Raw genomic sequence first — 25,048 nt, 5'->3', positions numbered from 1 at the left:
CACCCAACCCATGGCGAAGGCGAAGACGCACTACACCTGTCAGGCGTGTGGATACAAAACGGCGAAGTGGCTCGGAAAGTGTCCGGACTGTGGCGCGTGGAGTTCCCTGCTGGAGGAGACGGACCCGAAGGCGGATGAACGACGTCCGGCCTGGGGTGCCTCGGGCGGTTCGGCGCGGCCCATGCTGCTCAAGGAAGTGAGCGGCGAGACGGAGACGCGCCGGCGCACGGGCATCGCCGAATTCGACCGCGTGCTGGGCGGCGGCGTGGTGAGTGGCTCCATCGTGCTGCTGGGTGGCGACCCGGGCATCGGCAAGTCCACACTGCTGCTGGCGGCGTTGGACAGGTTGGCGCGCCACGGACCGGTGCTCTACGTCTCCGGTGAAGAGAGCCTGCGACAGACGAAGATGCGCGCCGAGCGGCTCCGGGTGGAGGGAGAGGCCATCCACCTGTTCGCAGAGACGGACGCGGAGCGGGTGCTGACGGCGACGGAGGCGTTGAAGCCCCAGGCGCTGGTGGTGGACTCCATCCAGACCATGTACCTGCCGGAGCTGGGCAACGCGCCCGGCAGCATCACCCAGGTGCGCGAGGTGGCGGGCCGGCTGATGGCCTACGCGAAGCGCACGGGGGTGCCCACGTTCCTGGTAGGCCACGTGACGAAGGAAGGTTCCATCGCGGGCCCGCGCGTGTTGGAGCACATGGTGGACACGGTCCTCTACTTCGAGGGTGAGCGGGGCCACCCGTTCCGAATCCTGCGCGCGCACAAGAACCGCTTCGGCTCCACGAACGAGATTGGCGTCTTCGAGATGAAGGGCGCGGGGCTGGTGGAGGTGTCCGACCCCTCCGCCCTCTTCCTGTCGGAGCGGCCGGTGGGCAAGTCTGGCAGCGTGGTGACGAGCACGCTGAACGGTACGCGCCCACTGCTGGTGGAGGTGCAAGCGCTGGTGGCGCCCACGGGCTACGGCACCGCGCGGCGCACGGCGATTGGCGTGGACGGCAACCGCGTGGCGCTGCTGGCGGCGGTGCTGGAGAAGAAGGAAGAGATTCCGCTGGTGGGCTGTGACTTGTTCGTCAACGTGGCGGGCGGCATGCAGCTCACCGAGCCCGCGTGTGACCTCGCGGTGTGCGCGGCGCTGGTGAGCAGCCTCCAGAATCGTCCGTTGGATCCGAAGACGCTGGTGCTCGGAGAAGTGGGCCTCGCGGGAGAGGTGCGAGCGGTGGGTCAGGTGGAGCCCCGACTGGCGGAGGCCGCGAAGATGGGCTTCCAGCGCGTGGTGATGCCCGCGGGCAGCGCGCGGCGCCTGGAGGATGCAGGCCCGAAGATGAAGATCGTCGGCGTGGAGACGCTCGGCGACGCGCTCGTCGCGATGTTCGACTGAGCCGACGCGGGCACAGCGTTGGCGGCAACGGATAACCTGGGAGCGGGCACCGCTAAATGACGGGGTGCCCATCCCGGGGGACCTCCATGCTGCTTCGATGGGCGCTGCTGCCACTCCTGCTCTTCGCCGTGAGCTGTTCGGCCTCTCGCCGCGTGCGTCTCGACATCGGCGATGAGGCACCCATCCTCGTCGCACCTCCGGACGCGACAGAGGCCAATCTACGAGCTTCCCAAGTAGAGGCTGGTGCGTTTCAAGAAGCGCTGGCGAGACTCGCCTGGGACGTGCGGCCCGCTCGACAGCCACTGAATCACGCACGACTCCTGATGGGCGTACCTCGGCGGAGCGGCGTGTACTGGTACGAGGGCCGCAGCCAGCGGCTCATCCCCCAAGACGAAAGCGACCAAGGTCCTCGCTTACGGATGTCGTACGCGGACGACGAACTCACGCGAGCGTACGGCCCGTGGTGTCACCGCAAGGGCCAGTCTCGCGATTGCCTGCGCCTCCTGGACGAAGGGCCGCTCATTGCGAGCGACGGCAAGTACGCGTTGGCCATGGCCATCGCCATGGACTCGGTCTGGGAGGAGACCACCGAAGCGTTGGAAGGCATGACGGACCCTCAGGCCGTGATGGCAACGGTGACAGCGTCGGTGAGCATGTATCTGCTTCTCTGGGCGCTGCCGGAACCCACGAGCAAGGGAGTCGCAGCGCTCATCACCGCGACCGCCATTGCCTATCTGGGAGTCGACATGGTGTGGCGGCTGCTTGACGGATGGGTGTCACTGGTCCGAACGGTGGACCACGCCACTACGTTCGAGCAACTCAGCGAAGCCGGCGAGTCCTACGGAGAAGTCCTTGGCGTGAATGCAGCCCGGGTCTTCGTCATGCTGGCCACTGCCGCCATCGGAAGCACCGCGGGGCTCGCGGCAAAGTCCTCGTCACTGCCCAACTCCGCGCAGGCAGCCCTCGCCATCGAATCCCAGGCAGGGCTTCGATTCACGTCCATTGGCAACGTGGGTTCGGTGGCGATGACCGCCGAGGGTTTTACCGTCGCCCTGGCCCCCACCGCCGTGGCCATGTCGACGCAGGACTCTTCAAAACGCTGGACGCACCGGCACCATCTCGCCACGAACAAAAACAGCGTGTCCACGGCACGCGGTGGCCCCTGGACACCGAGGTTCGAGGAGTTCTTCAAGAAGGCGGGGATGGAGCTGAAGGACCCAGAGAACATCGTCCCCGTTCAGGGACATCATGGACCGCACCCACAGGAGTATCATGCGTTGGTCTTCGCGAGACTCCGTGATGCAACCCGAGCATGCCGCACCGTGGAGTCCTGTCGGAAGGCGCTGACCTCGGCGCTCAGCGAAATGGCGGAGGAAGTCATCACGCAGGGAACAGAGCTCAACAGGCTCGTGACCCGGGGCAAGTAACGGTAAGACTCCGCCATGGCACATCGCTACTTCGCGCTGTCCGAAGACGTCCAGCCAGGGCACTGGTATCTGGGTGAGCCTCGACGTGCCGTGACGCACGAAGAGGCGGACGCTTGCGAGTTCACTGCTGGAAGGCCCATCTCCATCCAGGGCCGCATGAAAGTCCCCGTTACCGCGACAGGCCGGCCATTGGACTTTTCGACCGCGGGAATCAGCGCCACCCCCATCGTCCACGTCAAGGTGGCAACCCGCCTCTCGGAGCTGGCGCCCGACGACGTGCAGTTCATCCCCGTGGACGTCGAAGGCCAGCCGGATCAATACCTCATCCTCGTAGCGACGAAGCTCATTCGGTGCATTGACCCGAACGCGAGCAGAGAAGTCCGCTACTGGAAGCCGGAGCACGGCCAACCCGAGCGAGTGGGCGAATACCGCTCCGTCGCGGGCCTGCGCATCGACCCGGGCCTTGTGGGCAGCGCCAAGCTGTTCCGGACATGGGGCTGGGACATCGCCCTGATTGTCTCTGAAGACCTCAAGGTGGCCATCGAGCAGGAGCAGACCACGGGCGCACGCTTCACCGAGGTGTAGACCGGTCTCCCTGAAGGATTTCACCAAGGGGTCCAGCGCCCCAGCAACCCTGCGCTTGCTTACAGAAGTCGTCCCAAACAGTACTCCGGGAAACTGCCCTCTCAAGGTGCTGACAGGCTCAGCCTCCTCGTAAATCAGACGCATGGCTCACCGGATCGTCGGCCGCGTGACGCCCAAGCCAGATGGCTCGCTGAACACGGCCTTCGACCGCTCAGCGAGCCCACGCCGCCGGCCGCAAGGCCATCATCAGGGTGGGCGGCGCGGGCGAGCACGCGGGCTGGGTGGCCGCGGCCTCCAAACCGAACCGGGCGAAGTTCGTACAGAACCTGCTCAACTCCATGGACACCTTCGGCTACGACGGGCTCCACATCGATTGGGAGCCGGTGGAAGCGGCCGACAAGCCGAACCTGCTCGCGCTGGTGAAGGAGCTCCGCGCGGCGAAGCCGAACATGCTGCTCACCTTCCCCATCGGGTGGCTCAACAGCAACTTCGCCAGCGACGCGGACCCGTGATTCGCCAACCTGGCGCCGTACCTGGACCAGATCAACATCATGTCCTACGAGAGATGATTGGCCCATGGGACGGCTGGCAGTCCTGGTACACGTCCGCGCTCTACGGCGCGTCCGGCAACCGGCCGACGTCCGTGTCCTCCAGCCTCCAGGGCTGGGCCCGCACAGGCATCCCGAAGGCAAAGCTGGACATGGGCATCCCCTTAGCTCTCCTCGTCGGGCACGTACCGCTGGGACGCGGTGGCGGCGGCCAGCTACGTCACGTTCAACACGCCCGTGGAGGACGGCACCGTGCGATGGGTCTCCTATGACAGCCCGGAGGCAATCGCCGCCAAGGGCGCCTACGCCCGCGACAACGGCTTCGGCGGCACCATCATCTGGACCCTTAACCAGGGCTGCACCAACCCCACCACCGGCGCCAACCCGCTGCTGGACGCGGTGAAGGGCGCCTTCCTCCACCAGTAACCACACCCGGAGGGAGCGCGTCCAAGTCACGCGGACACGCTCCCTCCCGAGGTACCGCGAGCTAAGCCTGCGGCCGAGGCATCACGGCGTAGCGCAGCAGCACGACGCCGTTGGCGTAGACCTTGGTGGACTTGAGGTCCAGGTCCACCACCTGCTTCAGCGAGGACGCCAGCAGGATGCCCGAGCCGAGTATCAGCGGGTTCATCTTGAGCAGGACCTCGTCGACCAGCCCCTCGGCGAGCAGCAGCCCGGCGAACGCGCCACCACCGCTCAGGTAGATGTCACCGCCCTCCTGCGCCTTCAGACGCCGGACCTCGCCCACCGCGTCGTCCGACACCAGCTTCACGCGCGGATTCGGGCTCTCCTTCATCGTGCGGCTGAAGACGTAGGTGTCCATGTTCGGATAGGGGTCCGTCACCCCCACCTTGAGGCCGCCGTCATAGGTGCGCCGCCCCATGAGCACCGTCGCATAGGTCGCCAGCGACGCGACGTAGTCCGCGACATGCTCGCTGTCCTTGATGAGGCGGTCCTGCATGAAGGCGCCGTACGTATCGTCCTCGTGGGCGATGAAACCGTCGACGCTGGTGGCAACGTGGTACTTGAGCTTTCGCATACGTGTTCTCCATGCCGCGCGCGCAAAGGCGCCGGTCATTCAGGTTCAGGAAGACGACTGGGAAACACAGCGGGGACCCACGCATCCGGACAGAAGCCCACGTCAACGCCACGGCACATCGGCCGGAGCGGCAAGGGCAATCACGGAAGCCTGGGTTAGCGAGCGAAGGTCATGGGACAGCGCCGTGAGGCGCCACATATAAAGTACGCACACGAAGGCGCCCTCGGCAACCCCCATCCGAGCAGGCAGCAGCACACAGCCGCGCCCCCGCGAGGGAGACGAGGCTCGATTAGAGTCCCGCCCCGGACATGCCCCACGTTGCCCCACACACTTCGCGATGGCGTGACGCGCTGGGCTCGCTCTCCGCGCGACTACTGGTGGCGTTCCTCGTGCCCACCCTGCTCTTCGTCGCGGTGGCGGGCACCGCCGTCTACCAGCTCGCGCGCGTCATCCTGGAAGAAGAGCTGGGCACCAGCCTCAGCGGCATCGCCGCCGCCACCGCCACCCAGGTCCATGGCGAGCGGCTGCTGACCATCGAACCCGGCGACGACGTGGCAAGCACCCGCACGTGGCGCAACTTCGTCCGCACCTTCGAGAACATCGCGGAGGCCAGTGGCGTGCGCCGCGTCTACGCCGTGGACACGCAGGGCCGGATGCGCGTGGACGTCGGGGGCGGGCTCCCGGTGGGCGCGGAGATGCCGGAGCTGGCGCGCGACAGGCTGGAGCTCACCCGTGTCTTCGCCGGGGAGCGCGCCGCCAGTCAGGTGCTCTTCACCGGCTCGGACGGACAGCGCTACAAGACGGGGTATGCGCCCATCCTGTACGAGGGCCGCGTGGTGGGCGCCGTGGGAGTGGAGGCCAGCGCCGCCTTCTTCGGTCCCCTGCAGCGACTGTCACGCACCTACGCCATCATGGGCGCGGTGGCGCTGAGCGCGCTCGCCGTCATCGCGTTGGTGACGGCGCGCGGTCTGGCCCGGCCGCTGCGGCGGCTGATGGCGTCCGCGCTGCGAATCGGCCGGGGCGACCTGACGACCCCGGTGCCACCGGAGCCCACGCTGGAAATCGGCGTCCTCGCGCGCGAGCTGGAGGACATGCGCGGCGCCCTGGAGAGCCGGGACCGTCAGTTGAAGATGATGCTCGCGGGCGTGGCCCACGAGGTGCGCAACCCCATTGGCGGCATCGCGCTCTTCTCCGGAATCTTGAAGGAGGACCTCCAGGCCGGCGCCCACGCCGACGCGGGCGCGCACGTGGAGCGCATCCAACGCGAGGTCGCCTACCTCCAGCGCATCGTCGAGGACTTCCTCGCCTTCGCCCGCGAGCAGCCCCTGGCCCGCGCGCCCGTGGAGGCCCCCACGCTGCTCTCCGTCGCCTGCGAGCTGATGGCCGCCGAGGCCAGCGCCCGCGACGTCGTGGTGGACATCGACGCCTCCCCCGCGGTGCTGGAAGCTGACGGCAGCCTGCTCACCGCGGCGCTGGTCAACCTGGTGAAGAACGCGGTGCAGGCTTCCCCCCCGGGTGGGCGCGTACAGGTGTCCGGCGCGTCCAAAGACGGCCACTACACCATCCAGGTCCGCGACACGGGCCCCGGCGTGCCCGGCACGGCGCGCGAGCGCATCTTCGAGCCCTTCTTCACCACGCGCGAGAAGGGCACCGGCCTGGGCCTGCCACTGGCGCACAAGATTGCGCTCGCGCACGGCGGCGCGCTGCGGCTGGACTCCGCGCCTGGAGACACGCGCTTCATCCTCACGCTGCCGTTGGGTGGAAAGCCGGGCCACGGCGTATCCGTCACCCCGTCGCGTTGAACTGCCGCGCCATCCGCGCCACGTCGTCGGAGACGACCCTCAGCGTGTCGGTGGCCTCCTGTGTGGACTCCAACCGCTTCAGCGTGGCGTCCATGAGCTGCGACAGGTCCGCGATGGCGTCGAAGATTTGCGTGAAGCCGGCATCCTGCTGTGTCACCGCGGCGGCAATCTGCCGGGCCGCGGTGGAGTTCTCCTGGGCGATGCGAGACAGCTCCCGCAGCGAGTCCCCTGACGCCCGCATCTGGTCCAGGCCCGTGCCAATGGTCTGCACGCCGGCCTCCCCCATCTTCGCCGCGTCGCGGATGCCCGTGCTGATGTCCTGGAGGATGCCGCGGATGCGCCGCGTGGCCTGGATGGACTGGTCCGACAGGCCGCGAATCTCGCGGGCCACCACCGCGAAGCCCCGCCCCTGCTCGCCCGAGCGCGCCGCCTCGATGGCCGCGTTGACCGCCAGGAGGTGGGACTGGTCCGCCAGGTCCTTCACCGTCTCGGTGATTTCGCCAATCTGCGTGGTGCTCTGGGCCAACCGCGTCAGCCGTTCCTGGATGCCGTCCACCACGCGGCGGATGTCCGCCAGGCCGTTGAGACTCCGCTCCACGGCGGACTCTCCCTGCTGTCCCAGGGCCTCCGAGCGGCGGGCCACTTGAAGCACCTCCTCCGCTCGCTCGACGGCCATCAGCGACGTGCGCCGAATCTCCTCCGACGTCATCTGCGCCTCGTGCAGCGCGGACGCCTGACGGACCAGGCTCTGCTGGTGCTCATCGTGCGAATCCCGAAGGTGGCGCCCCGCGCCGCTCAGCCGCGTGGCGGAGGCATTGAGCGCCAGGGGCAACTGCCGCAGGCGAACGAGCACCGCGTTCATACCAGCCGACAAGTCCCCCATCTCATCCGTGGACACCCATGCGGGCGAGACGACGCGCCCCGCGGACAGTGACTCGATGGCCACGCCCACCGCGCCCGCCGCGTGTGCCTGACGACGCGCCAGCATCCAGGTGGTGACGGCGGGAATCGCCAGCAATCCGCCCACCCAGGCCAGCCCGAACGCCAATTCACCCGCCAGCATGCCGCCCATGCCCATCAGCGTCTCCGCCGAGCCGTGCGCGCCCTCCGCCACCAGCGCATTGTGCAGTTCGTCCCGGACGCCTTGCAGCTTCACCAGCACCACGCACCCGCTCAGCACCAACGCGCAGATGCTGGAGCCAATGAAGGTGACGGGCATGAACCAGGCCTGCCGCGGCCAGAAGAAGCCTCCGCCCTTGAGCGCCATCGTCGGGTCCTTGCGCTGCTCCTCCAGCGCCAGCGGCAACAGCAACCGCTCCAGCGTGACGCTGATGGGAAAGCCCTGCACCACGCCGAAGCAGATGCCGATGAGCGTGCCCACCACGACCAGGGACAGGTCCTTCTTCCACAGCAGGCACACGTGGAGGCTGAACCAGAGACCTCCCAGCGTCCACGCGCCCCACGAGGATGCGACCGCCGCGCGCCACGGCAGGCGCAGGATTCGCTCCAGCCGCGCGCCGGGCGTGTCCTCCGGCCGCTCCCGCAGCGCGCCGTTTACCAGCACGTGCATCACAAACGCGGGATAGGCGATGCCCAGGCCCACGATGATGGGCGGCAGCACCCACGCCACCGCAATCAGGCCCGACCAACCCGCCACGCCCATGGCCATGCCATTGAGATACGCGGCGATGGGCGCCACCGGCAGCACCCACAACATGAACACCTTGAGCGCACGTCCCCGGTACTCCTGGATGACCTTGTCTTCGGCATTCATGTGGCACATCCCCCCGAGGCCATGGGCTCACACCCCGAGGGCAGAGCCGGAAGTCCTCACCCGCAAGTACGGCACTCTCCGCGCGAAGCGGACAGGCGGGTCATCCGGAAGCTGCCGCCTTCCGGACAGAGCACATGAAACACGGGGCCCACGAGCCCACGCGGGGCCTCGAATTGTGCGGGAGGCGCACCAGAGGGCTGTGCGCTGGTGTCGCGCGATTCAGTCGTTGCAGCACGCGTGGAGCGCGGCGGCATACATCTGCAGCGACTTCCTGGCCGCGGCCTGGACGCGGAAGGGCTCACCGGTGCCCGCGTCGGTGGACAGCTTGATGATTTCAAGCGCCTCCTCCGGGTGCTGATCGTCATAACGCGCGTGCACCTTGAGCCACATCATCGAATACGCGTCGATGCGCGCGCCGTCCTCGGCATAGGCGCGGAAGGGTTCCACCACCTCCCGCGTCCACACGCCGGTGATGCCTTCCACCGCCCAGTTGGACGCGGCCACGCCTTCGGCCAGTGTCCCGTGCGCACAGGTGTCGAGCAGGAACTCATGCAGCGCTCGCACCTCCGGCAGGGGACGCTGGGTGAAGACATCTTCCGGCGCCAGGCCGATTCCGCGCATCCAGTCGATGAACCACTCGGCATGCTTCGCCTCCACGCCCAGGTTCTGCAGCAGCCAGCGGCGGGCGCTCGCGTCGCCGGGACGCTGGCCGTAAGTCGTCTTCGCCAGCGACAGGCCCATGTATTTGGGGAAGGACTCGACGATGAGAAAGAAGTGGGACAGCACCCGCCGCCAGTGACGCAGCGGCGGACGCTGGCCGTCAGCCGTCGCGCGGAACAACGGAGGCCAGCAGGCCGCGTTCCACTCGTCGCGCACGGACTCCAACATCGACTCCAGCCAGCGCGGGTGCGCGGTGAGCGTGAGCACAGGGGGGCTGTAACGGTGGGGCGCGGCGGACGACATGGGCACGGCTCCTGGCTTCCCGACAGGTGACAGGCCGGCATGGCCTCCCTCACCCGCCCAAGCAGGACGGCATGGTTGCAATCGCTTTCCAGCGGCACCATCGGCCCAAAGGCAATCAGGCCGTGTTTCCCATATTTTGTTTCAAATCCGGGTGCGGGCGCGCGCGCTCGGTCCGCGAAGCCACAGTGCCCCTGACCGCGAGGCCGTGCGCGCTTCCGCTTTCGAGCGCTTCAGGGCGCGGAGGCCACCACGCGCCGGGCTTTCGCCAGCATGCGACGCAGAGGCACTTCGTCCGCATGCGTCATGGCTTCATCCCAGGTGAGCCACCGCACGCCGAAGGACTCCGCCGGGTCATGCACCAGGGCGTCGGGGTTCTCCGCCACCACGAGGAAGCGCACGTCCAGGTGGTGGTGCTCCGGCTCGTCGCGGCGCGCGGGGATGGTGTGGATGTCCACGTCCAGCGGCTGGGGCGCGGCCGGGTGCAGGGACACGCGACATCCCGTCTCCTCACGGGCTTCACGCAGCGCCGTGGCCTCCATGTGGCCCGCGTCCGTGACATCCGCGTGTCCTCCGGGCTGCAGCCAGCGTTGGAGCTTGCGGTGATGCAACAGGACGACGCGCGCGCCCTCTGGGTCCACCACCACCGCGCTGCCCGTGAAGTGGGCCTCCAGTTGCTCCCGGGAGAAGGGCCGCGCCAGGGAACGGGCGAAGTGGCGCATGCGCTCCAGGTCCTCTCGCTCCTTCACGTCCTCGGGAACGTGGCGCTCGAGCAGGGCCTGGAGGGACGTGGCGGAAGAAACTTCGGATTCCATGCCTCCCCGTACTGCCCCCGGCCAGGCGGCGCCAGCACCTTCTCACGCCCGTGACATGTGACAACCTCCTGAGCCGGTGGAGTGAGCCGGTCCGGATGTGCTCTCATCCGGCGGCCCCGGGAGGCGGCCGGCCTCGGGATGCAGGGAGAATCGACTCAAGCCATGGCGCGAATCCTCGTCATCGACGACCACGACACGCTGCGTGAAGGGATGGCTGTCACCCTCACTCGGGCAGGCCACACCGTGTCCGCGGTGCGCAGTGGCCAGGACGGATTGGCCGCCTACCGCAAGGCACCGTTCGACCTGGTCGTCACCGACCTGAAGATGGACGGTATGGACGGCATCGAGGTGACGAAGTCGCTCAAGGCGCTGGATGCCGGCGCCGTCGTCATGGTGGTGACGGCCTTCGGCACCATCGAGACCGCGGTGCAGGCGATGCAGCAAGGCGCCTACGACTTCATCACCAAGCCCTTCCCGCCCGAGGTGCTGCGCGCCAAGGTGGACAAGGGGCTGGAGCTGGCCTCCACGCGCAAGCAGGTGGAGCGACTGACGGCGCGCACCGCCGCGCACGACACGGACGCGGCCCTCACGCACGGCAGCCTGGTGGGCGACAGCGAGCCCATGCAGCGGCTGGTGTCCCAGGTGCTCAAGGTGGCGCAGAGCGACGCCACGGTGCTGGTGCGCGGAGAGAGCGGCACCGGCAAGGAGCTGGTGGCACGGATGCTCCACCAGCGCTCCCCGCGCCGAGACGGCCCCTTCATCGTCGTGCACTGCGCGGCGCTGGCGGAGACCCTGCTGGAGAGCGAGCTGTTCGGGCACGAGCGCGGCGCCTTCACCGGCGCGGTGAAGCGCAAGCTGGGGCGCTTCGAGCTGGCCGACGGCGGCACGCTGTTCCTGGACGAGATTGGCGAGATTCCCGCCTCTGTGCAGACGAAGCTCTTGCGCGTGCTCCAGGAGAAGGAAATCCAGCGCGTCGGCGGAGAGGACACGTTCAAGGTGGACGTGCGCGTGGTGAGCGCCACCCACCGGGACCTCCAGGCCGAGGTGAAGGCCGGACGCTTCCGCGAGGACCTCTACTACCGCCTGCACATCGTTCCGGTGGTACTGCCGCCCCTGCGCGAGCGTCCCGAGGACATCTCCCTGCTGGCCCGACACTTCGTGGCCAAGCACGCCATGCGCGTGAACCGACGTGTGATGGGCTTGGACGACAGCGCGCTGCGCGCCCTGGCCCGCCACGCGTGGCCCGGCAACGTGCGCGAGCTGGAGAACGTCATCGAACAGGCGCTCGTCTTCGCCGAAGGTGAGCAGCTCACCGACCTGGACCTGCCCTCACACCTCACCGCCAGTGGCACCCCGCGCGTCGAGGCGGGCCTGCCAGTGCTCCAGGGCGACCGCCCCCTGCCCGACATCCTGGAGGATTTGGAGCGTCAGCTCATCGCCCGGGCCTATGAGAAGGCCAGCGGCGTGAAGACGGAGACGGCCCGCCTGCTAGGTATCAAGACGTCCGCGCTGTACTACAAGCTGGAGAAGTACGGCTTCCTCCCCAAGGGGACGCCTCCCGAGGAGAGCTGAACCTCGAAAATCTGTCATCCGCCCCCGCCCCCCATGACTTTTCACCGGTATCCCACCTCCGCCCCTGTCCCCCTGGATGCTCCAGGTGTCCGGAATTGTTGGGCGCCGAGTGGCCGCGAACCCTGGGGATGGGCAGACAGGCTGGCACTCACCTTGCTCTGGGGCTGTCGCTGATGAATCTCCGCTCCCTCGCCCTCCTGCTGAGCCTGCTGCTGGCCATGCCCGGTCAGGCCGCGTCTGGGCTGGAGGCGGTGCGGGGAAGGGCTCAGTCGGCTCGCGCGGAGACGCGCTCGCTGCGGGGTCAGCAGCAGGCCCTGCGCGACGAGCTCAACGGGCTGGCCGCACGCATCGAAACGCTGAAGGCGCAGCGCCAGGGCCGGCTGATGGCGGGGACGGAGCTGGAGGACGCGCTGCGGCGTTCGCAGGAGCTGAGCGGTCAGCTCACCGGGCTGGCGCAGGCCGTCGTCGCGGCGGAGGGCGAAGCGGAGCGCGCCCACCTCGCCCTGCACACGGCGCTGTCGGACGAGCTGACGCGGCTGCTCGCGGCGTGGGAAGGCACGGCGGACCGGGGCCAGCGGGAGAAGCTGTTGGAGGCGGTGCGCTCCGTTCGCGCCGAGCGGGAAGCCATCCGCGCCGCCCTGCCCGCGTCCCAGGTGCCCTCGCTGGACAAAGCCACCGCGGGCGGTGATGACCCCGAGGATTTGCTGGCCCAGGCGGACACGCTCCGCGATACCCGGGACAAGGTGCGCGAGCGGCTGAAGGCGCTCCGCGGCCGCATCACCGAGGTGCGCGAGGAGCGCGACCTGGACCGGCGCATGAACGACTTCCTCGGCGAGGAGTCGATGTTCGACGACCAGGACCGGCGGCTGCGCCTGCGAATGGGGAGCGACCGGACGCTGCAGGTGGAGCGCTCCGTGCCAGGCCCCAGTGCGCCGACCTTCCAGGGTGACAGCCCCGACGATCCGACCCCCAACGTGGGCGGACGCCCCGGTGAAGGTGTCGACCCGAGCCGCCCCCCCTATCCGACGCAGTTGTCATCCCGGGCCACGGACCGGCGGCCCCAGGTCGAAACGCAGCGCGCCCAGGACCTGGCGTCGGGCGGCCCCGTGGACCTGGCGGCGATGGAGGCAGAGGCCACGCGGCTGGAGACGCTGGCCAGGGAACTGGAGGGCCGCGCCACGAAGCTGGAGCGCCGCGCCCAGGAGATGGGCGTCCCCTGAGGGACGCGCCTCCCGGCACCGGACTACAAGAGCCCGGTCTCCACCTGGAGCTTCACCACCGCCTGCAGCCGCACCTCGCGCGCCGGCATGATGCCGCGGCCGCGGATGATGATGCTCATGGACGGCGCGGAGACGAAGGGCTGCAACTCCACGTTGTCCACGCGCAGCGACAGCACGGGGTTGGGCGGCCTCAGGTCCAGCGCGGACACGTCCTGGCGCGCCGCGATGCGCGCCTCCCGGTCTCCCGCGCGGGCATAGAACTCCACTGAGTCCAGGAAACGGAGGTCCTGGTCATTGGGGCTGAGGACCTTGAGCGTGAGGGACTCCACCTTGACGGACGTCACCTCGCCCTTGTGAATCCCCTGGTTCTTGAAGTCCTGGTTCTTGTCGAAGTCCATCCCCGCGAAGCTGCTGATGGCGGGAAGGCCGTTGAGGGGCGTGTCGACGCCAGGCGGGCCCGCGGGCACGGTCGACTCCCCCTTCACCTCGGTGGTGAAGGAGGAGGAGGCGCAGGCGGACAGGCCCAGGCAGGCCACCGCGAGAAGGGACACAAAGCGCATTCGCCCAATGTAACGGGCCGCCGGGGGCGTCGTCACCGGTGGGAGCGATTGGACGGCCGCCCCTGCCCTCCGGCGACGGAGTATGGTCGCGCGCCGTGGTCCGCTCCTTTGCGCCGCTCCTGCTCGTCCTCGCCATGCTCGCCGCCGGCCGTGCGCCCGCGGCCGAGTGGGAAGGGGCACTGAGGGGAACCGGCCGCCTGCTGCTGGACACCAACGCGCCCCGGGACTTCTCCGACCAGCTCACCCCCAGCCCGGAGCGGGACTTCGCCCTCAGCCTGTTGGGCTCCGCCGAGGGGCGCGGCTCCTTCGAACAGGCCCAACTGGTGGGCCGCTACGAGTTGGGCACGCGCGTGTACCTCCTGTACCAGGACGAGAACACGCTGGTGCAGTCAGGCGCGGTGGAGGCGTCACACACGCTGGGCACGGCGCTGGGAATCGGCCTGGAGGGCCATGCGAAGGACCGGCGGGGTGGCTCGCGCTCGTACTCGGACCTGGGGACCACCGCGTTCCTGGAATACGCCCCGGACGTGCGACTGGCGCTGCGAGTGCGGGCAGGCGCCCGGCGATTCGTGTACCGGCCAGACCCCACCGCCAACTTCGGCGGCCCCGAGGTGGGTGTGCTGGGCCGCTACCGCTTCGACCGGCGGCACAGCCTGTCCGTCTTCGGTGACTGGAACTCCCGGCGCTTCGGCACCCCACCCCGGGCACGCCCGCCGGAGACGGGGGGCGGCTCGGGATTCCTCGCCGGCCGGCGTCAGGATGCAGCCCTGACGGCGGGAGCGTCGTACACCTACCGGGGCCCGCTGGCCCTGGGGCTGACGTACGCCTTCCAGGAGAGCTCCTCCAACAGCTACGGCGAGACGATTCGCCGGCACCGGGTGTCGGCCAACGCCGGCGTCCGGCTGCCCTGGCGGGTGACCCTGCTGGCGCAGGGCTCGCTGGGCATCATCCAGTATCCGGACGGCATCTACCTCTCCCCGGAAATCATCCTGGTGGAAGAGGACGAAGGGCAGAACTCGCTGTCGGTGAAGCTGGCCCGGCCGCTGACGGAGTCGCTGGACCTGGAGGTGGCCTGGGGCATCTGGAGCACCCGTTTGCCCCGCAACTCGCTCACCTACACGCGCCAGGTCTTCAGCACCGGCTTCACCTGGCGCTACTGAGGGCGCGGCCTACGACAGGTCGGCGATGCGCTCGTCGATTTCCTCGGCGAGCCCCGGGTGCCCCTGGGCCAGGGCGTGCTCCCGGGCCCGGCCCAGCACCTCGCGCGCCTTGTCGGACTCCCCCGCCCCGGCCCAGGCATCCCCCAGGGCCACCATGGCGGCCGCATAGGTGGGGTCCAGCCGGACGGCCGACTCCAGGGCTTGGGCGGCCTCGGGGTACTGCCGCCGCTCCAGGTACAGCTTCCCAAGGGAGAAATGGCTCATGGGGGAGTCCGGGAAGTCCACCACCATCTTCTTGAACTGTTCCAGCCGGGCGTCGCTCATGGACACCAACAGATAGAGGACCGCTTCCGTGTTGCCAAGGGTGCGGTAGGGTGCGCCGCACATGGCCACGAAGAAGAAGACGACCGCGAAAAAGACCACCACCCGGGCCCCGGCGGCCCGGAAGAAGACGGTATCGGGCAAGACGCCCGCGAAGAAGAAGGTCCCCGCAGCCAAGAAGTCGGCGGCGAAGGCCCCCGCCAAGGCGGCCGCCAAGGCCCCCGCGAAGAAGAAGAAGGCGAAGCTCCCAGTTGCCCCGCCCCAGAAGGTGGGCCCCGCGGAGAACCCGGCCGCCAAGGCGCTGGCGCACCGCATCGGCAACCTGCTGGTGGACAAGAAGGCGCAGGACGTCGTCATCCTCGACGTGCGCGGGATGACGTCCTACGCGGACTACTTCGTCATCGCCTCCGCGGAGACCGACCGTCAGGTGAGCGCCATGGCGGAGAACGTCCAGGTGCAGCTCAAGACGGGTGACGAGCCCATGCGTCCCATCGGCACCGAGGGCTTCGAGACGGGCCAGTGGGTGCTGCTCGACTACGGCGAGGTGGTGGCGCACCTGTTCCTCACCGACCTGCGCGCGCACTACGACCTCGAGGGACTCTGGGCCGACGCGTCTCGGGAGAAGCTGGCCTGAGGTGAAGGTCCGGCTCCTCTCCATCGGCAAGGACCGCTCGGGCCTGTATGAGCCCGCGGTCCAGGAGTACGCCAAGCGCCTGGGCCACTACACCCGCTTCGAGTTGGTGGAGATGGCGGAGGCCAGCGGCAAGCGGCTCAAGCCCGGCGACGCGAAGGCCGCCGAAGCCGAGGCGATTCTCTCCAAGCGCAAGCCGCAGGACTGGCTGGTGGCCCTGGACGAGCGCGGCTCACTGCTCGACTCCGTCGAGCTGAGCCGCTACGTCGGCAAGGCGCAGACGGGCGCCAAGGACCTGCTGTTCATCATTGGCGGGGACGAAGGGCTCGACGCGCGCGTGCGGGACGCGGCGAACCTCACGCTGTCCCTGTCGAAGATGACGCTGCCTCACCGGCTGGCGCGCGTGGTGCTCATCGAACAGCTCTACCGCGCGTTCACCATCCTCAAGGGCGAGCCGTACCACAAGTAGGCGGCCGGGCACGGGGCCCGGCGCCACCGTCAGGCGTGGCGCGCGGGTGCCGTCAGCCCGGGCATGCGCACTGACGCCTCCTCTGAACATCTCCCCACTTCCGCGCCGCAGGCGCCCGTGCGTGTCATCGCCTCCGCCCAGTCCTGGGTGGAAGGCGAGGCGGTGCGGCAACTCGAAGCCATGGCCCGCTTGCCAGGAATGAAGCTGGCGGTGGGCCTCCCGGACCTGCATCCCGGCAAGGGTGCTCCGGTGGGCGCGGCCTTCACCTCCGAAGGCTTTCTCTATCCCTATCTGGTCGGCAGTGACATCGGCTGTGGCATGGGCCTGTGGAACGTGGACCTGCTGGCACGTAAAGCCAAGCCCGAGCGTTGGGCAGGCAAGTTGGACCTGGAAGGCCCGTGGACAGGTGACACGGAAGGCTTCCTCCAGGAGCACGGCGTGAAGTCCTCGGGCTACGAGGCCGCGCTGGGCACGGTGGGCGGCGGCAACCACTTCGCGGAGTTGCAGCGGGTGGACGCGGTCCATGACGCGAAGGTCTTCAGCGCCCTGGGCCTGGAGGCGGACCGCTTGCTGCTCCTGGTGCACTCCGGCTCGCGCGGCCTGGGTGAAGCGATTCTCCGGGCCCATGTGGACCGGCACGCGGCGGGCGGCCTCGCGGACGACTCATCCGAGGCGCAGACCTACCTCACGCGCCATGACCACGCGGTGGCCTGGGGCCGGGCCAATCGGGCCCTGGTGGCGCGGCGGATGCTGGACGGCATCGGCGCGATGGGCCAGCGAGTCCTCGACGTGTGCCACAACAGTGTCACCCCTCGGCGTGACACGGGACGGACGCAGTGGCTGCACCGCAAGGGCGCGGCGCCGTCCGACGAAGGGCCGGTGGTGATTCCCGGCAGCCGCGGCGCACTGAGCTACCTGGTGATTCCAACCGGGGAGAGCCACGCCAGCGCGCACAGCCTGGCGCACGGCGCGGGCCGCAAGTGGACACGCACGGCCGCCCGGGAACGGATGCGCGAACGCTTCACGGCGGAATCACTCACCCGCACCGCCTTCAAGAGCCACGTGGTGTGTGAGAACAAGGACCTCCTCTTCGAGGAGGCGCCGCCCGCGTACAAGCCCATCGACCGCGTGGTGACGGACCTGGTGGAAGCGGGGCTGGTCCGAGTGGTGGCCACCCTGGCGCCCGTCCTCACGTACAAGACGCGCGCCCGGCCGGAGTAGGGTCCCCGTATGCAGCCTTTCCTCGAACCAGACTCCCCGCGAGTGCGCTCCGCCATGGAAGCCAATCAGGTGGAGCACATGACCTATCTGGCGCGAAGCCTCCCCGGCGCCATCGTGAAGGACACTCCCGGGCTGCTGCTCGTCGACTCCGGGTTGCCCTGCAACACCTTCAACGTGGTGTGCCGGGCCCGGCTCGAGCGCCACGAAGCGGACGCGCGCATCGCCGCCGCCGTCTCCCACTTCCGTGACAAGGCCTTTCCCTTCGCATGGTGGGTGGGACCGGACGCCGCGCCCGAGGACCTGGACGCCCGCCTGTCGGCGCACGGTCTGGTGAACGCCGAGCAGGAGTTGGGCATGTCCATGGACCTCTCCCGCCTGCCAGGACTCGCGCTGCCTTCGGGGCTGTGCATCCGCCGCGCAGAGGACGAACACACCCTGACGGACTTCGCCCGCGTCGTCGCGGCGAACTGGGAGCCCGCCGACCCACACGTGCTGGACTTCTACGCGAGGACGGCGCACGTGGCGCTCGCACCCGACAGCCCCATCCGCTTCTTCGTGGGCTACCTGGACGGCGAGGCGGTCGCCGCCAGTGAGTGCCACCGGGCGTGGGGGGTCGCGGGCCTCTACTCGGTGGCCACCGTGCGGCACGCTCGGCGACGAGGCATTGGCGCGGCGCTCACGCTGGCACCCCTGCTGGATGCCCGGGAGGCGGGCTACCGGACAGCCACCCTCCAGGCGTCCGCGCAGGGCCAGGGCGTCTATTCCCGGCTGGGTTTCGTACCCCAGGGGACCTTCCGCGAGTATCAATAGACGCGCTCGCTTTTTGTCCTCTCCCGTCTGGCGCCTGCATGGTTAGGGTTCGGAGCATGACGCCCGCGCACAAGGTCCTGCTCTGCATCCTGGATGGTTGGGGTATTCGCCAGGAGCGTGACAACAACGCCATCGTCCTGGCCGGCACGCCGCACCTCGACAAGCTGGCGAGCCCCTACCCCTTCACCGAGCTGCAGACGGCGGGTCTGGCCGTGGGCCTGCCCGAGGGGCAGATGGGCAACTCCGAGGTGGGCCACACCAACATCGGCGCCGGGCGAATCGTCTACCAGGACCTGGTGCGCATCAATCGCGCCGCGGAGTCCGGAGAGCTGGCGCAGAACCCCGTGCTTCGCGCGGCCCTCGACGGAGTGAAGGCGGACGGCAAGGCCCTGCACCTGCTGGGGCTGGTGTCGCCCGGCGGCGTCCATTCCTCCATGGACCACCTGTTCGCGCTGCTCAAGGCCGCGAAGGAACGCAACGTGGCCCATGTCTACGTGCACGCCTTCCTGGACGGGCGTGACACGCCGCCGCAGAGCGCGCTGGGCTACGTGGAGGAGCTGGAGCGCTTCCTCCATGAGACGCACACCGGCCGCATCGCCACCGTGACCGGGCGCTTCTACGCCATGGACCGCGACAAGCGCTGGGACCGGGTGCACCAGGCCTACGAGGCGCTGGTGTTCGGCCGCGGGCCCAAGGCGCCGGACGCGCTGAGCGCCATCCGTGCGTCCTACGCGGAGAAGGTCACCGACGAGTTCGTGAAGCCCACGGTGCTGGCCGCCGGTGACGGCACGCCGGTGGGCCGCATCCAGGATGGCGATGCGGTGATCTTCTTCAACTTCCGCGCAGACCGGGCGCGGGAGCTGACGCAGGCCCTGGCGTTCCCGGAGTTCAAGGAGTTCGACCGGGGCGGGCTGCGGCTGGGGCGCTACGTGTGCATGACCCAGTACGACGAGACCTTCAAGCTGCCGGCGCTCTTCGAGCCGGACCAGCCGCAGGACATCTTCCCGGAGCTGCTGTCACGCCAGGGGCTGCGCCAGTTCCGCACGGCGGAGACGGAGAAGTACGCGCACGTCACGTTCTTCTTCAACGGCGGCCGCGAGGTCGTCTACGCGGGCGAGGACCGGCACCTGGTGCCCAGCCCGCGCGACGTGAAGACGTACGACTTGAAGCCGGAGATGTCCGCCTACGAAGTCACGGCCGAGTTGGTGAAGCGGCTCGACTCCGGGAAGTACGACTTCGCGCTGGTGAACTTCGCCAACCCGGACATGGTGGGCCACAGCGGGCGGCTGGACGCGGCGATGAAGGCGGTGAAGGCGGTGGATGAATGCCTGGGCGCGCTGGGCAAGGCGTGCGAGCGCAACGGCTGGGTGCTGGCCATCTCCGCCGACCACGGCAACTGCGAGCAGATGGTGGACCTGGAGACGGGCGAGCCCCACACCGCGCACACGCTCAACCCGGTGCCCTTCCACCTCATCCACCCGGACTTCCGCGGGCAGAAGCTGCGCCCGGGCATCCTCGCGGACATCGCGCCCACCCTGTGCAAGGTGATGGGATTGCCGCAGTCCAAGGAGATGAACCGCCAGGGCCTGCTGCCGTGATGCGCGTGGGGCACGGCCCGTGCTGAAAGCCCTGCTGGACGTGCTCTATCCCCCTTCGTGCCTCGCGTGCACGAAGGTGCTGCCGGGCCCAGAGGGCTTCTTCTGCGAGACGTGCGACACCGCGGTGGAGCGGCTTCCTCCCGCGTGCTGCCGCACCTGCGCGGAGCCCGGTGCGTTTCCCGGGGAGACGTGCCCCCGATGCCGCGCCACCCCGCCGCCCTTCACTCGCGCCTGGGCGCCCTTCGCGCACGAGGGGCCCCTGGCGCGCGCCATCCACCGGTTCAAGTATGCGATGTAAAGGCCCCTTGTTCCGTCGGGCGCATGTACTTTCGAAGGGTTGCAGTGCGGTAAGTGTCCGCCCGAGTTCGCCCCCGACCGCTTCTCGTTGTCATTTCGTTGTTACGGCTCCCCTCCCGCCCCGTCTGCCGGTCAGGACGTCGTCACGTCATCCGGGTGGCGCTTGCCGCGACCGCGAGGCGGCGTGAGCCCCAGCGCATCCAACATCTCTTCTGCCTGAGCTGCACGCGCCCTGAGTTCCGCAGCGGCATCAGCCTTCGTGAAGGTGCCCCCAACCCAGCCCGCTAGGTCTTTGGCCAGCTCTCCGGCGGACTGGTAGCGCTCGCGAGGGGAGACCCGAAGAAGCCGGTTCAGCGTCACGCGAAGCCCCTGGGGAAGCCCCTCCGTCATCGCGTCCACGTCCGCATCCGTCAGCGTCGCGGCACGCCAAATCGCGTCCTCCACCATGGGTGACGCCCCGGCCAGCGTGGCCCGCTTGATGGCCTGAATGACTCGCCGACGACTCTTCACAGACAAAGAGCCCATGACCTCGGGCGTGAGGGCGTCCGGGTGGAAGAGCAGATTCTTTCCCGTCGCCATTTCGAGCAGCACCACCCCCAACATGAAGAGGTCCGAGCGCGCGTCTACGGGCCCGCCAAGCAGCATCTCAGGCGACGAATAGAAGTAGTCTCCTCGCGGGCCGCGAACAGAGGAAGCCACGCGCCCCGGCAAGTTGGACAGCGCGAGACCGAAGTCGCCGAGCCGAACCGTCCCGTCCCAGTCGATGAAGATGTGCGCGACGTCGATGGCTCGGTGAACGATGTTCAATGGGCGTCCGCTGGCATCCTTCGCCGTGTGCGCGTGCTCAAGAGCTGCCGCCACCTGCGAGCCTACGAACATCACGAAGAGGGGCGAGAACCATCGACGGCACTCGACCGCGAGCGTCAGCAACTCATTCAGGGAGTTCCCGGATGGATGCTCAGCGCTGACGTACCAGTAGCCCTCTACCTTGTGGAGCCCGTGAACCTTGAGGATTGCCGGGTGCGCGAGGGAGGTGGCAAGACGAACCTGCTCATCAAGCTTTGCTCGTGCCCGCCGAACCCGCCCCCCCTCCTTCACCGATGGCGCAGGGACCGCCTTCAGCAGCACCTTTCCCCGAGGCTCCCCCGAGGAGTTTCGAAGCCGCGCCACGAAGAGGGACATCCCATGGTGCGTCGGCCCCAAGTCCTCGCGGAACTCGTAGCCGACGCCATCCGCCGAGAAGAGAATCGCCCCTGGCGGGATCTTGAACTCGATTGCTTGCGACATGCCGTTTCCCCTCGTGCGCAGACTCGCGACCAACGCGGCAAAGGAAGCTACCTGCCGCATCCAGCCGAGGGAACGCCTTCACAGGTCACCAGGACAAAACGGCTTGGTCGGCCCAATTTCGGCCTCCTACCTATTACGTCCTGTCCGGGATCTCAGGGCCAGCGGTCAACGACGTAACCCCCTCCCGAATTGTACGACTTCACCCGACCGTCTTCGTAAACCTCAGAGTGAGACTCGACGACGAAGCAGATGGGACGTTCATCCTGCCCCGGCAGCTTCACGCGGTCATAGCGGATGACCAATGCAGGCCCCTCCGAGCGGCCCATTCGGTCCGATAGGAAGTAAGCCTTGCCGTAGAAGCGTGTCCCTGGTGGGGTAACCGCTCGCTGGTCCGAGGGGACGCCCTTCGGAACCACTCCCACCACTTCCGAACCAGCCGTGAACCACACGTCATCGTCCGGGCCATGCCGGGCATTTAAGGTGAGCACGAAACGCTGGTTCACCCTCCAACGAAGATCCTCCCGCATTACCTCTTCCGCATCAGCCGGGCAGGTGAACGACTCGGGACGCATCTGGGCTCCGGGGCAGCCCGCCGCGAGCGCCGCAACGAGCGTCATCGTCGCGCAGTCGGCAACAGCGGTGGCCTTCGCCCTACCGCGTGGCTGGCGGCCTTGGGGTGGGACCTCGGGTGACGGAGTCGTCTTCACGGTTGAACCTTCCTTCGGTGCGGCAGTCGCGAGGCCCGTCGATGGCACAGGCGGGGGGCTAACTGGTGACATAGCAGGGGCGGCCGATGTGAGCGGCGCGGAATGTGGGGAACTAGGAGCCGGTGGCGCACTAGCAACCTGCGGCTCTCGTGGCTGCGGAGGTTCCCCCTGGCTGAGCCAGAAGCCCCCTGCCACGACGAGCACGATGAGGGCCGCTAGGCCCCCTAGGAGCCCGCGCCATCCCCGGACAGAACGCGTAGGCGCCCCAGGAAGGCTTGGGTCCGCAACTGGGGGCACCCGCTGTTCAGATGGTTCCTCCTGCCGCTGCTCGGACGGTGGATGCACCGGGGTCAGGTACTCCGCGCTCGAATAGGCCAGGAGTTCGCCTAGTTCGCGACGTAGTGCCTCGGTGTCGACGGGGCGCTTTGCAGGGTCCCGCGATAGGACGCTCGCGACGAGGTCGTTCAACGCTTCCGGCACGCGCACGTTCAACGCACGCGCGGGCGGGGGCAATGCGACTGTACTGTTGAGCGAAAAGCGCGCTTGAATCTCGGTCGGGCGGGGGTCGGTCAGCAACTCATAGAGCATCGCACCAATCGCGAAAATCTCGTCCGCGACTTGAAAGGCGTACTTCGCGCGGTGCTCCGCCTTGTGCTCTCGGAGCCATTGGAATTGCTCAGGCGCGCGAAAGCGGTCCGTGCCTGGGGGCAAGCCCGCATCCGTAAGCTCTTCGGCCAATGAGTAGTTCGCACAACTAAAGTCGATGATGATTGGCTCTCCATCGCTCTTTCGAATCAGAACGTTGGACAGCTTCAAATCCCGATGCAGGACGCCGCGACTGTGCATGTATGACAGTGCGGAGCAAAGCTTGTCGAAGACTTGCAAGACCTCCCGCACCGTGGGGTGTTTTCGTTCCGCCCACTCCGCTAGCGTCCAACCATCAATATATTCAAGCGCGAGATAGACGTTCCCATGCTCGGAGTACCCATACCCACGATGCTTGACGATGTTCGGATGGTCCAGGAGAAGGAGCGCCGCTAGCTCCCGGAGCGTCCTTGCGTGAGTTTGCTTTTCGTCCCCGCTTGAATCTCGGTGGCGCGCCACCTTGAGCGCACTTCTGCGGCCGTGTTTCTCAACTAGGAAAACGACTGCAAAACCACCGTTCCCAAGCTCCCTGATGACACGCCAACCATCAACGGACATCCCAGCACGCGGGAATATCGAAATCACGTTCATGGAGCCCTCGCAGAAGCGGCCTTCGGCAAACGCACATTGGGAAGCGTCAGTGTGCGCCCGTCTCCAACAATCTCCAGAGTAAACACTGGGCTCGCACTCAACTGCGATGTCTCAGTAGCTATGAGAACTCTCCCGTATCCCCCTGCTGGAATTGCCCCCGAATCAACTTGGACAATCCGAGCCTTTAGAGGCAGTCCAACGCGGCCGGTCAATGTGGCGACTCTTGGCGTCCACGGCGAATGTCCGGCCTCATTACGTATATCTGCATCTACAAGCACCCAACCGTTTCCACGATAGGCAATCGCAGAGACAACTGAAATCCCCTGCGTTGCATCTCGGGACCTTTTAATGGGCGTAGCTGAGACACCTTCCTTATCAACAAGTCCCAGCAACACGAAGTCTTCGGGGCTGGGCGCTCGCGGCTCATCAACGGGGCATGTCGCACCCGCCAATTCTGGGCGCTGAACATTGATCTGAATGTCCACTTCGGCCGGGTCTGTCACCAGCGAGAAAGCAGCTCGCGCGGGCGCCCTGCCATCCGCAAAGAAGACCCCAACTTCGTAGCGCTCGCCTTCGGCAAGGTCGGCCACCGGCTGAACGATGACCGACCGCTCACCGGCATCCAGGACGTGAATCCTCGACTCGTCGAAGGTGAGGGTCTTCCGGTTGATGGGGGCCGGGAACAGGAGGACCGTCGGTGTGTCGCGCGCCACCCGGACGACAGGGAGGGCATCGGTGGGGTTAGTGGCGACGACCACTGAGCGCTTGCGTACAGCGCGCTCCACTTGCGCCGCCGCGACTGGCGTCGCAGTCCCCCACACGAGAACAAGAGTAAGGACCAATCTGGCCGGTTGGCTCAAGGGCGCATGACCTCCCGGTGCCAGAAGCTACCACCAGGAAGCCGCGCGCAGTGGGACCATCTACCGCGCCCCGCTCCCGGGAGAGTCAGGCGCCTCCTTGTGCCCAACGGAACGCCCCTCGCGCAAAGCAGCTCGCCCCGGCGCAACTGTGAGCGACGCCGGGGCGAGGTCAGGGACTGCGGTGGGGCGGTTCAGACCTCCTCGAACTTGCCGCCGAAGATGCCGTTCGCTTCGAGGGCATCCTTGATCTCTTCGTCAACGATGATCGGCATGTTCCAGCCCCACAGACGGAACACCCTGACGTTGCCCACTTTGGACTTGTCGATGCGCAGGCCCATAACGGACCTGTACTGTCCGGCACGGTCTGCATGCAATTCCTCATCGGCAGTAAAAAACTGAACCTCCCTGCATGCACCATCGTCAATACAACGAATCTCCCGCGCCACATTCAAAACAAAAAATGGCCTTACCTGCCCCTCAATCTCCACAGGAAAGAGCTGAGTGTCATCGGCAGCCATCTCGCGAAAAACAGACGCGACCCGCTCACTAACGACAGGCGTGAACGCGGTTCCCGCGAACTCAATATCCAGGGGCTCTCCTGGTCGCTCGATTGGAACTCTGAGCTTTTCGTGAAGTTCAACAGGCTTCCCGTCCCTGAACAGCCACAGATCATCAAGCTGCCGCCCCTGCGCGTCGATTGGATCGTCAAGGCTCCAATGATCGCCCTTCACGTATACATCCATTTTCAGACTGAAGTAGCGCCGTTCCATG

The 25,048-nt window shown here is 67.6% G+C and carries 23 protein-coding genes and 1 pseudogene; 14 read left to right on the top strand and 10 right to left on the bottom strand.

From position 1 onward, the window contains the following. The first annotated feature begins 10 nt into the window (after positions 1 to 10). The 4 genes and pseudogenes from radA to FMQ63_RS10935 form a co-directional block, all read left to right on the top strand. Positions 11 to 1,378 (top strand): DNA repair protein RadA, encoded by a 1,368-nt coding sequence (gene radA, locus FMQ63_RS10950; RefSeq protein ID WP_011551373.1) that lies wholly within the window; start codon positions 11 to 13, stop codon positions 1,376 to 1,378. Between the two features lie 86 nt (positions 1,379 to 1,464). Further along, a complete protein-coding gene (locus FMQ63_RS10945; protein WP_026114140.1) occupies positions 1,465 to 2,805 on the top strand; it encodes an AHH domain-containing protein in 1,341 nt (446 codons plus the stop codon). A 15-nt stretch (positions 2,806 to 2,820) separates the two neighbouring features. Continuing rightward, a complete protein-coding gene (locus tag FMQ63_RS10940) occupies positions 2,821 to 3,390 on the top strand; it encodes a DUF1629 domain-containing protein (RefSeq protein WP_011551371.1) in 570 nt (189 codons plus the stop codon). A gap of 142 nt (positions 3,391 to 3,532) precedes the next feature. Then, positions 3,533 to 4,364: pseudogene (locus tag FMQ63_RS10935) on the top strand (glycosyl hydrolase family 18 protein); the annotation flags it as partial. Between the two features lie 61 nt (positions 4,365 to 4,425). Here FMQ63_RS10935 and FMQ63_RS10930 read toward each other — a convergent pair. Further along, positions 4,426 to 4,977 carry a dihydrofolate reductase family protein gene (locus tag FMQ63_RS10930; protein ID WP_011551369.1) on the bottom strand — a complete coding sequence of 184 codons (552 nt, stop codon included), beginning with the start codon at positions 4,975 to 4,977 and terminating at the stop codon, positions 4,426 to 4,428. 308 nt (positions 4,978 to 5,285) lie between these two features. On the opposite strand from FMQ63_RS10930, the gene FMQ63_RS10925 reads away from it, so the two are divergent. Beyond that, entirely contained in the window at positions 5,286 to 6,779 is a 1,494-nt protein-coding gene (locus FMQ63_RS10925) for an ATP-binding protein (protein ID WP_011551368.1), read from the top strand. Here FMQ63_RS10925 and FMQ63_RS10920 read toward each other — a convergent pair. From FMQ63_RS10920 to FMQ63_RS10910, 3 genes are all read right to left on the bottom strand, one after another. Beyond that, complete coding sequence (locus tag FMQ63_RS10920; protein WP_026114142.1) at positions 6,763 to 8,553, bottom strand: methyl-accepting chemotaxis protein; 1,791 nt, start codon at positions 8,551 to 8,553, stop codon at positions 6,763 to 6,765. The two genes, FMQ63_RS10925 and FMQ63_RS10920, sit on opposite strands and share 17 nt — an antisense overlap. Positions 8,554 to 8,772: 219 nt before the next feature. Further along, on the bottom strand, positions 8,773 to 9,516 hold the full coding sequence (locus tag FMQ63_RS10915) for a TenA family transcriptional regulator (RefSeq protein WP_011551366.1): 744 nt from the start codon (positions 9,514 to 9,516) through the stop codon (positions 8,773 to 8,775). A gap of 230 nt (positions 9,517 to 9,746) precedes the next feature. After that, complete coding sequence (locus tag FMQ63_RS10910) at positions 9,747 to 10,328, bottom strand: NUDIX hydrolase (protein WP_011551365.1); 582 nt, start codon at positions 10,326 to 10,328, stop codon at positions 9,747 to 9,749. 162 nt (positions 10,329 to 10,490) lie between these two features. Here FMQ63_RS10910 and FMQ63_RS10905 point away from each other — a divergent pair, with 162 nt between their 5' ends. Then, the gene (locus tag FMQ63_RS10905) at positions 10,491 to 11,900 is read left to right on the top strand and encodes a sigma-54 dependent transcriptional regulator (protein ID WP_020478237.1); all 1,410 of its coding nucleotides are present in this window, start codon (positions 10,491 to 10,493) and stop codon (positions 11,898 to 11,900) included. 173 nt (positions 11,901 to 12,073) lie between these two features. After that, positions 12,074 to 13,120 (top strand): hypothetical protein, encoded by a 1,047-nt coding sequence (locus FMQ63_RS10900; RefSeq protein ID WP_026114143.1) that lies wholly within the window; start codon positions 12,074 to 12,076, stop codon positions 13,118 to 13,120. 23 nt (positions 13,121 to 13,143) lie between these two features. On the opposite strand, the gene FMQ63_RS10895 is transcribed toward FMQ63_RS10900, so the two are convergent. Beyond that, the gene (locus tag FMQ63_RS10895; RefSeq protein WP_171452236.1) at positions 13,144 to 13,680 is read right to left on the bottom strand and encodes a hypothetical protein; all 537 of its coding nucleotides are present in this window, start codon (positions 13,678 to 13,680) and stop codon (positions 13,144 to 13,146) included. Between the two features lie 38 nt (positions 13,681 to 13,718). Here FMQ63_RS10895 and FMQ63_RS10890 point away from each other — a divergent pair, with 38 nt between their 5' ends. After that, positions 13,719 to 14,840, top strand: coding sequence for a hypothetical protein (locus FMQ63_RS10890; RefSeq protein ID WP_011551361.1), 1,122 nt, complete (start codon positions 13,719 to 13,721; stop codon positions 14,838 to 14,840). A gap of 9 nt (positions 14,841 to 14,849) precedes the next feature. Here the strand turns inward: FMQ63_RS10890 and FMQ63_RS10885 are convergent, their stop codons facing one another. Then, the gene (locus FMQ63_RS10885; RefSeq protein WP_171442961.1) at positions 14,850 to 15,227 is read right to left on the bottom strand and encodes a tetratricopeptide repeat protein; all 378 of its coding nucleotides are present in this window, start codon (positions 15,225 to 15,227) and stop codon (positions 14,850 to 14,852) included. Between FMQ63_RS10885 and rsfS the strand changes: the two genes are divergently transcribed. From rsfS to FMQ63_RS10855, 6 genes are all read left to right on the top strand, one after another. Further along, positions 15,226 to 15,795: a ribosome silencing factor gene (gene rsfS / locus FMQ63_RS37855; protein ID WP_216608724.1), complete on the top strand. Its 570-nt coding sequence runs from the start codon at positions 15,226 to 15,228 to the stop codon at positions 15,793 to 15,795. The two genes, FMQ63_RS10885 and rsfS, sit on opposite strands and share 2 nt — an antisense overlap. Before the next feature lies 1 nt (position 15,796). Then, positions 15,797 to 16,261, top strand: coding sequence for a 23S rRNA (pseudouridine(1915)-N(3))-methyltransferase RlmH (locus tag FMQ63_RS10875; RefSeq protein WP_011551358.1), 465 nt, complete (start codon positions 15,797 to 15,799; stop codon positions 16,259 to 16,261). 63 nt (positions 16,262 to 16,324) lie between these two features. After that, complete coding sequence (locus FMQ63_RS10870; protein ID WP_011551357.1) at positions 16,325 to 17,482, top strand: RNA ligase RtcB family protein; 1,158 nt, start codon at positions 16,325 to 16,327, stop codon at positions 17,480 to 17,482. Positions 17,483 to 17,536: 54 nt separating this feature from the next. Then, complete coding sequence (locus FMQ63_RS10865) at positions 17,537 to 18,292, top strand: GNAT family N-acetyltransferase (protein ID WP_225909772.1); 756 nt, start codon at positions 17,537 to 17,539, stop codon at positions 18,290 to 18,292. Positions 18,293 to 18,348: 56 nt separating this feature from the next. Beyond that, positions 18,349 to 19,890 (top strand): 2,3-bisphosphoglycerate-independent phosphoglycerate mutase, encoded by a 1,542-nt coding sequence (gene gpmI / locus FMQ63_RS10860; protein ID WP_011551355.1) that lies wholly within the window; start codon positions 18,349 to 18,351, stop codon positions 19,888 to 19,890. A 19-nt stretch (positions 19,891 to 19,909) separates the two neighbouring features. Then, positions 19,910 to 20,188, top strand: coding sequence for a double zinc ribbon domain-containing protein (locus tag FMQ63_RS10855; protein ID WP_011551354.1), 279 nt, complete (start codon positions 19,910 to 19,912; stop codon positions 20,186 to 20,188). A 131-nt stretch (positions 20,189 to 20,319) separates the two neighbouring features. Here the strand turns inward: FMQ63_RS10855 and FMQ63_RS10850 are convergent, their stop codons facing one another. The 4 genes from FMQ63_RS10850 to FMQ63_RS10835 form a co-directional block, all read right to left on the bottom strand. Beyond that, a complete protein-coding gene (locus tag FMQ63_RS10850) occupies positions 20,320 to 21,534 on the bottom strand; it encodes a protein kinase (protein WP_011551353.1) in 1,215 nt (404 codons plus the stop codon). A 92-nt stretch (positions 21,535 to 21,626) separates the two neighbouring features. Next, a complete protein-coding gene (locus FMQ63_RS10845) occupies positions 21,627 to 23,417 on the bottom strand; it encodes a serine/threonine-protein kinase (RefSeq protein ID WP_011551352.1) in 1,791 nt (596 codons plus the stop codon). Next, on the bottom strand, positions 23,414 to 24,277 hold the full coding sequence (locus tag FMQ63_RS10840; RefSeq protein WP_011551351.1) for a DUF2381 family protein: 864 nt from the start codon (positions 24,275 to 24,277) through the stop codon (positions 23,414 to 23,416). Before FMQ63_RS10840 ends, FMQ63_RS10845 begins: the two co-directional genes overlap by 4 nt. A gap of 191 nt (positions 24,278 to 24,468) precedes the next feature. Beyond that, positions 24,469 to 25,047 carry a DUF1629 domain-containing protein gene (locus FMQ63_RS10835; protein ID WP_020478239.1) on the bottom strand — a complete coding sequence of 193 codons (579 nt, stop codon included), beginning with the start codon at positions 25,045 to 25,047 and terminating at the stop codon, positions 24,469 to 24,471. Position 25,048 lies beyond the last annotated feature (1 nt).

The organism is Myxococcus sp. CA005, assembly GCF_006518205.1.
Taxonomy (GTDB): domain Bacteria; phylum Myxococcota; class Myxococcia; order Myxococcales; family Myxococcaceae; genus Myxococcus; species Myxococcus xanthus.
Note: the sequence above shows the minus strand (reverse complement) of the source record. Positions and strands in the feature narration are given on the sequence as shown.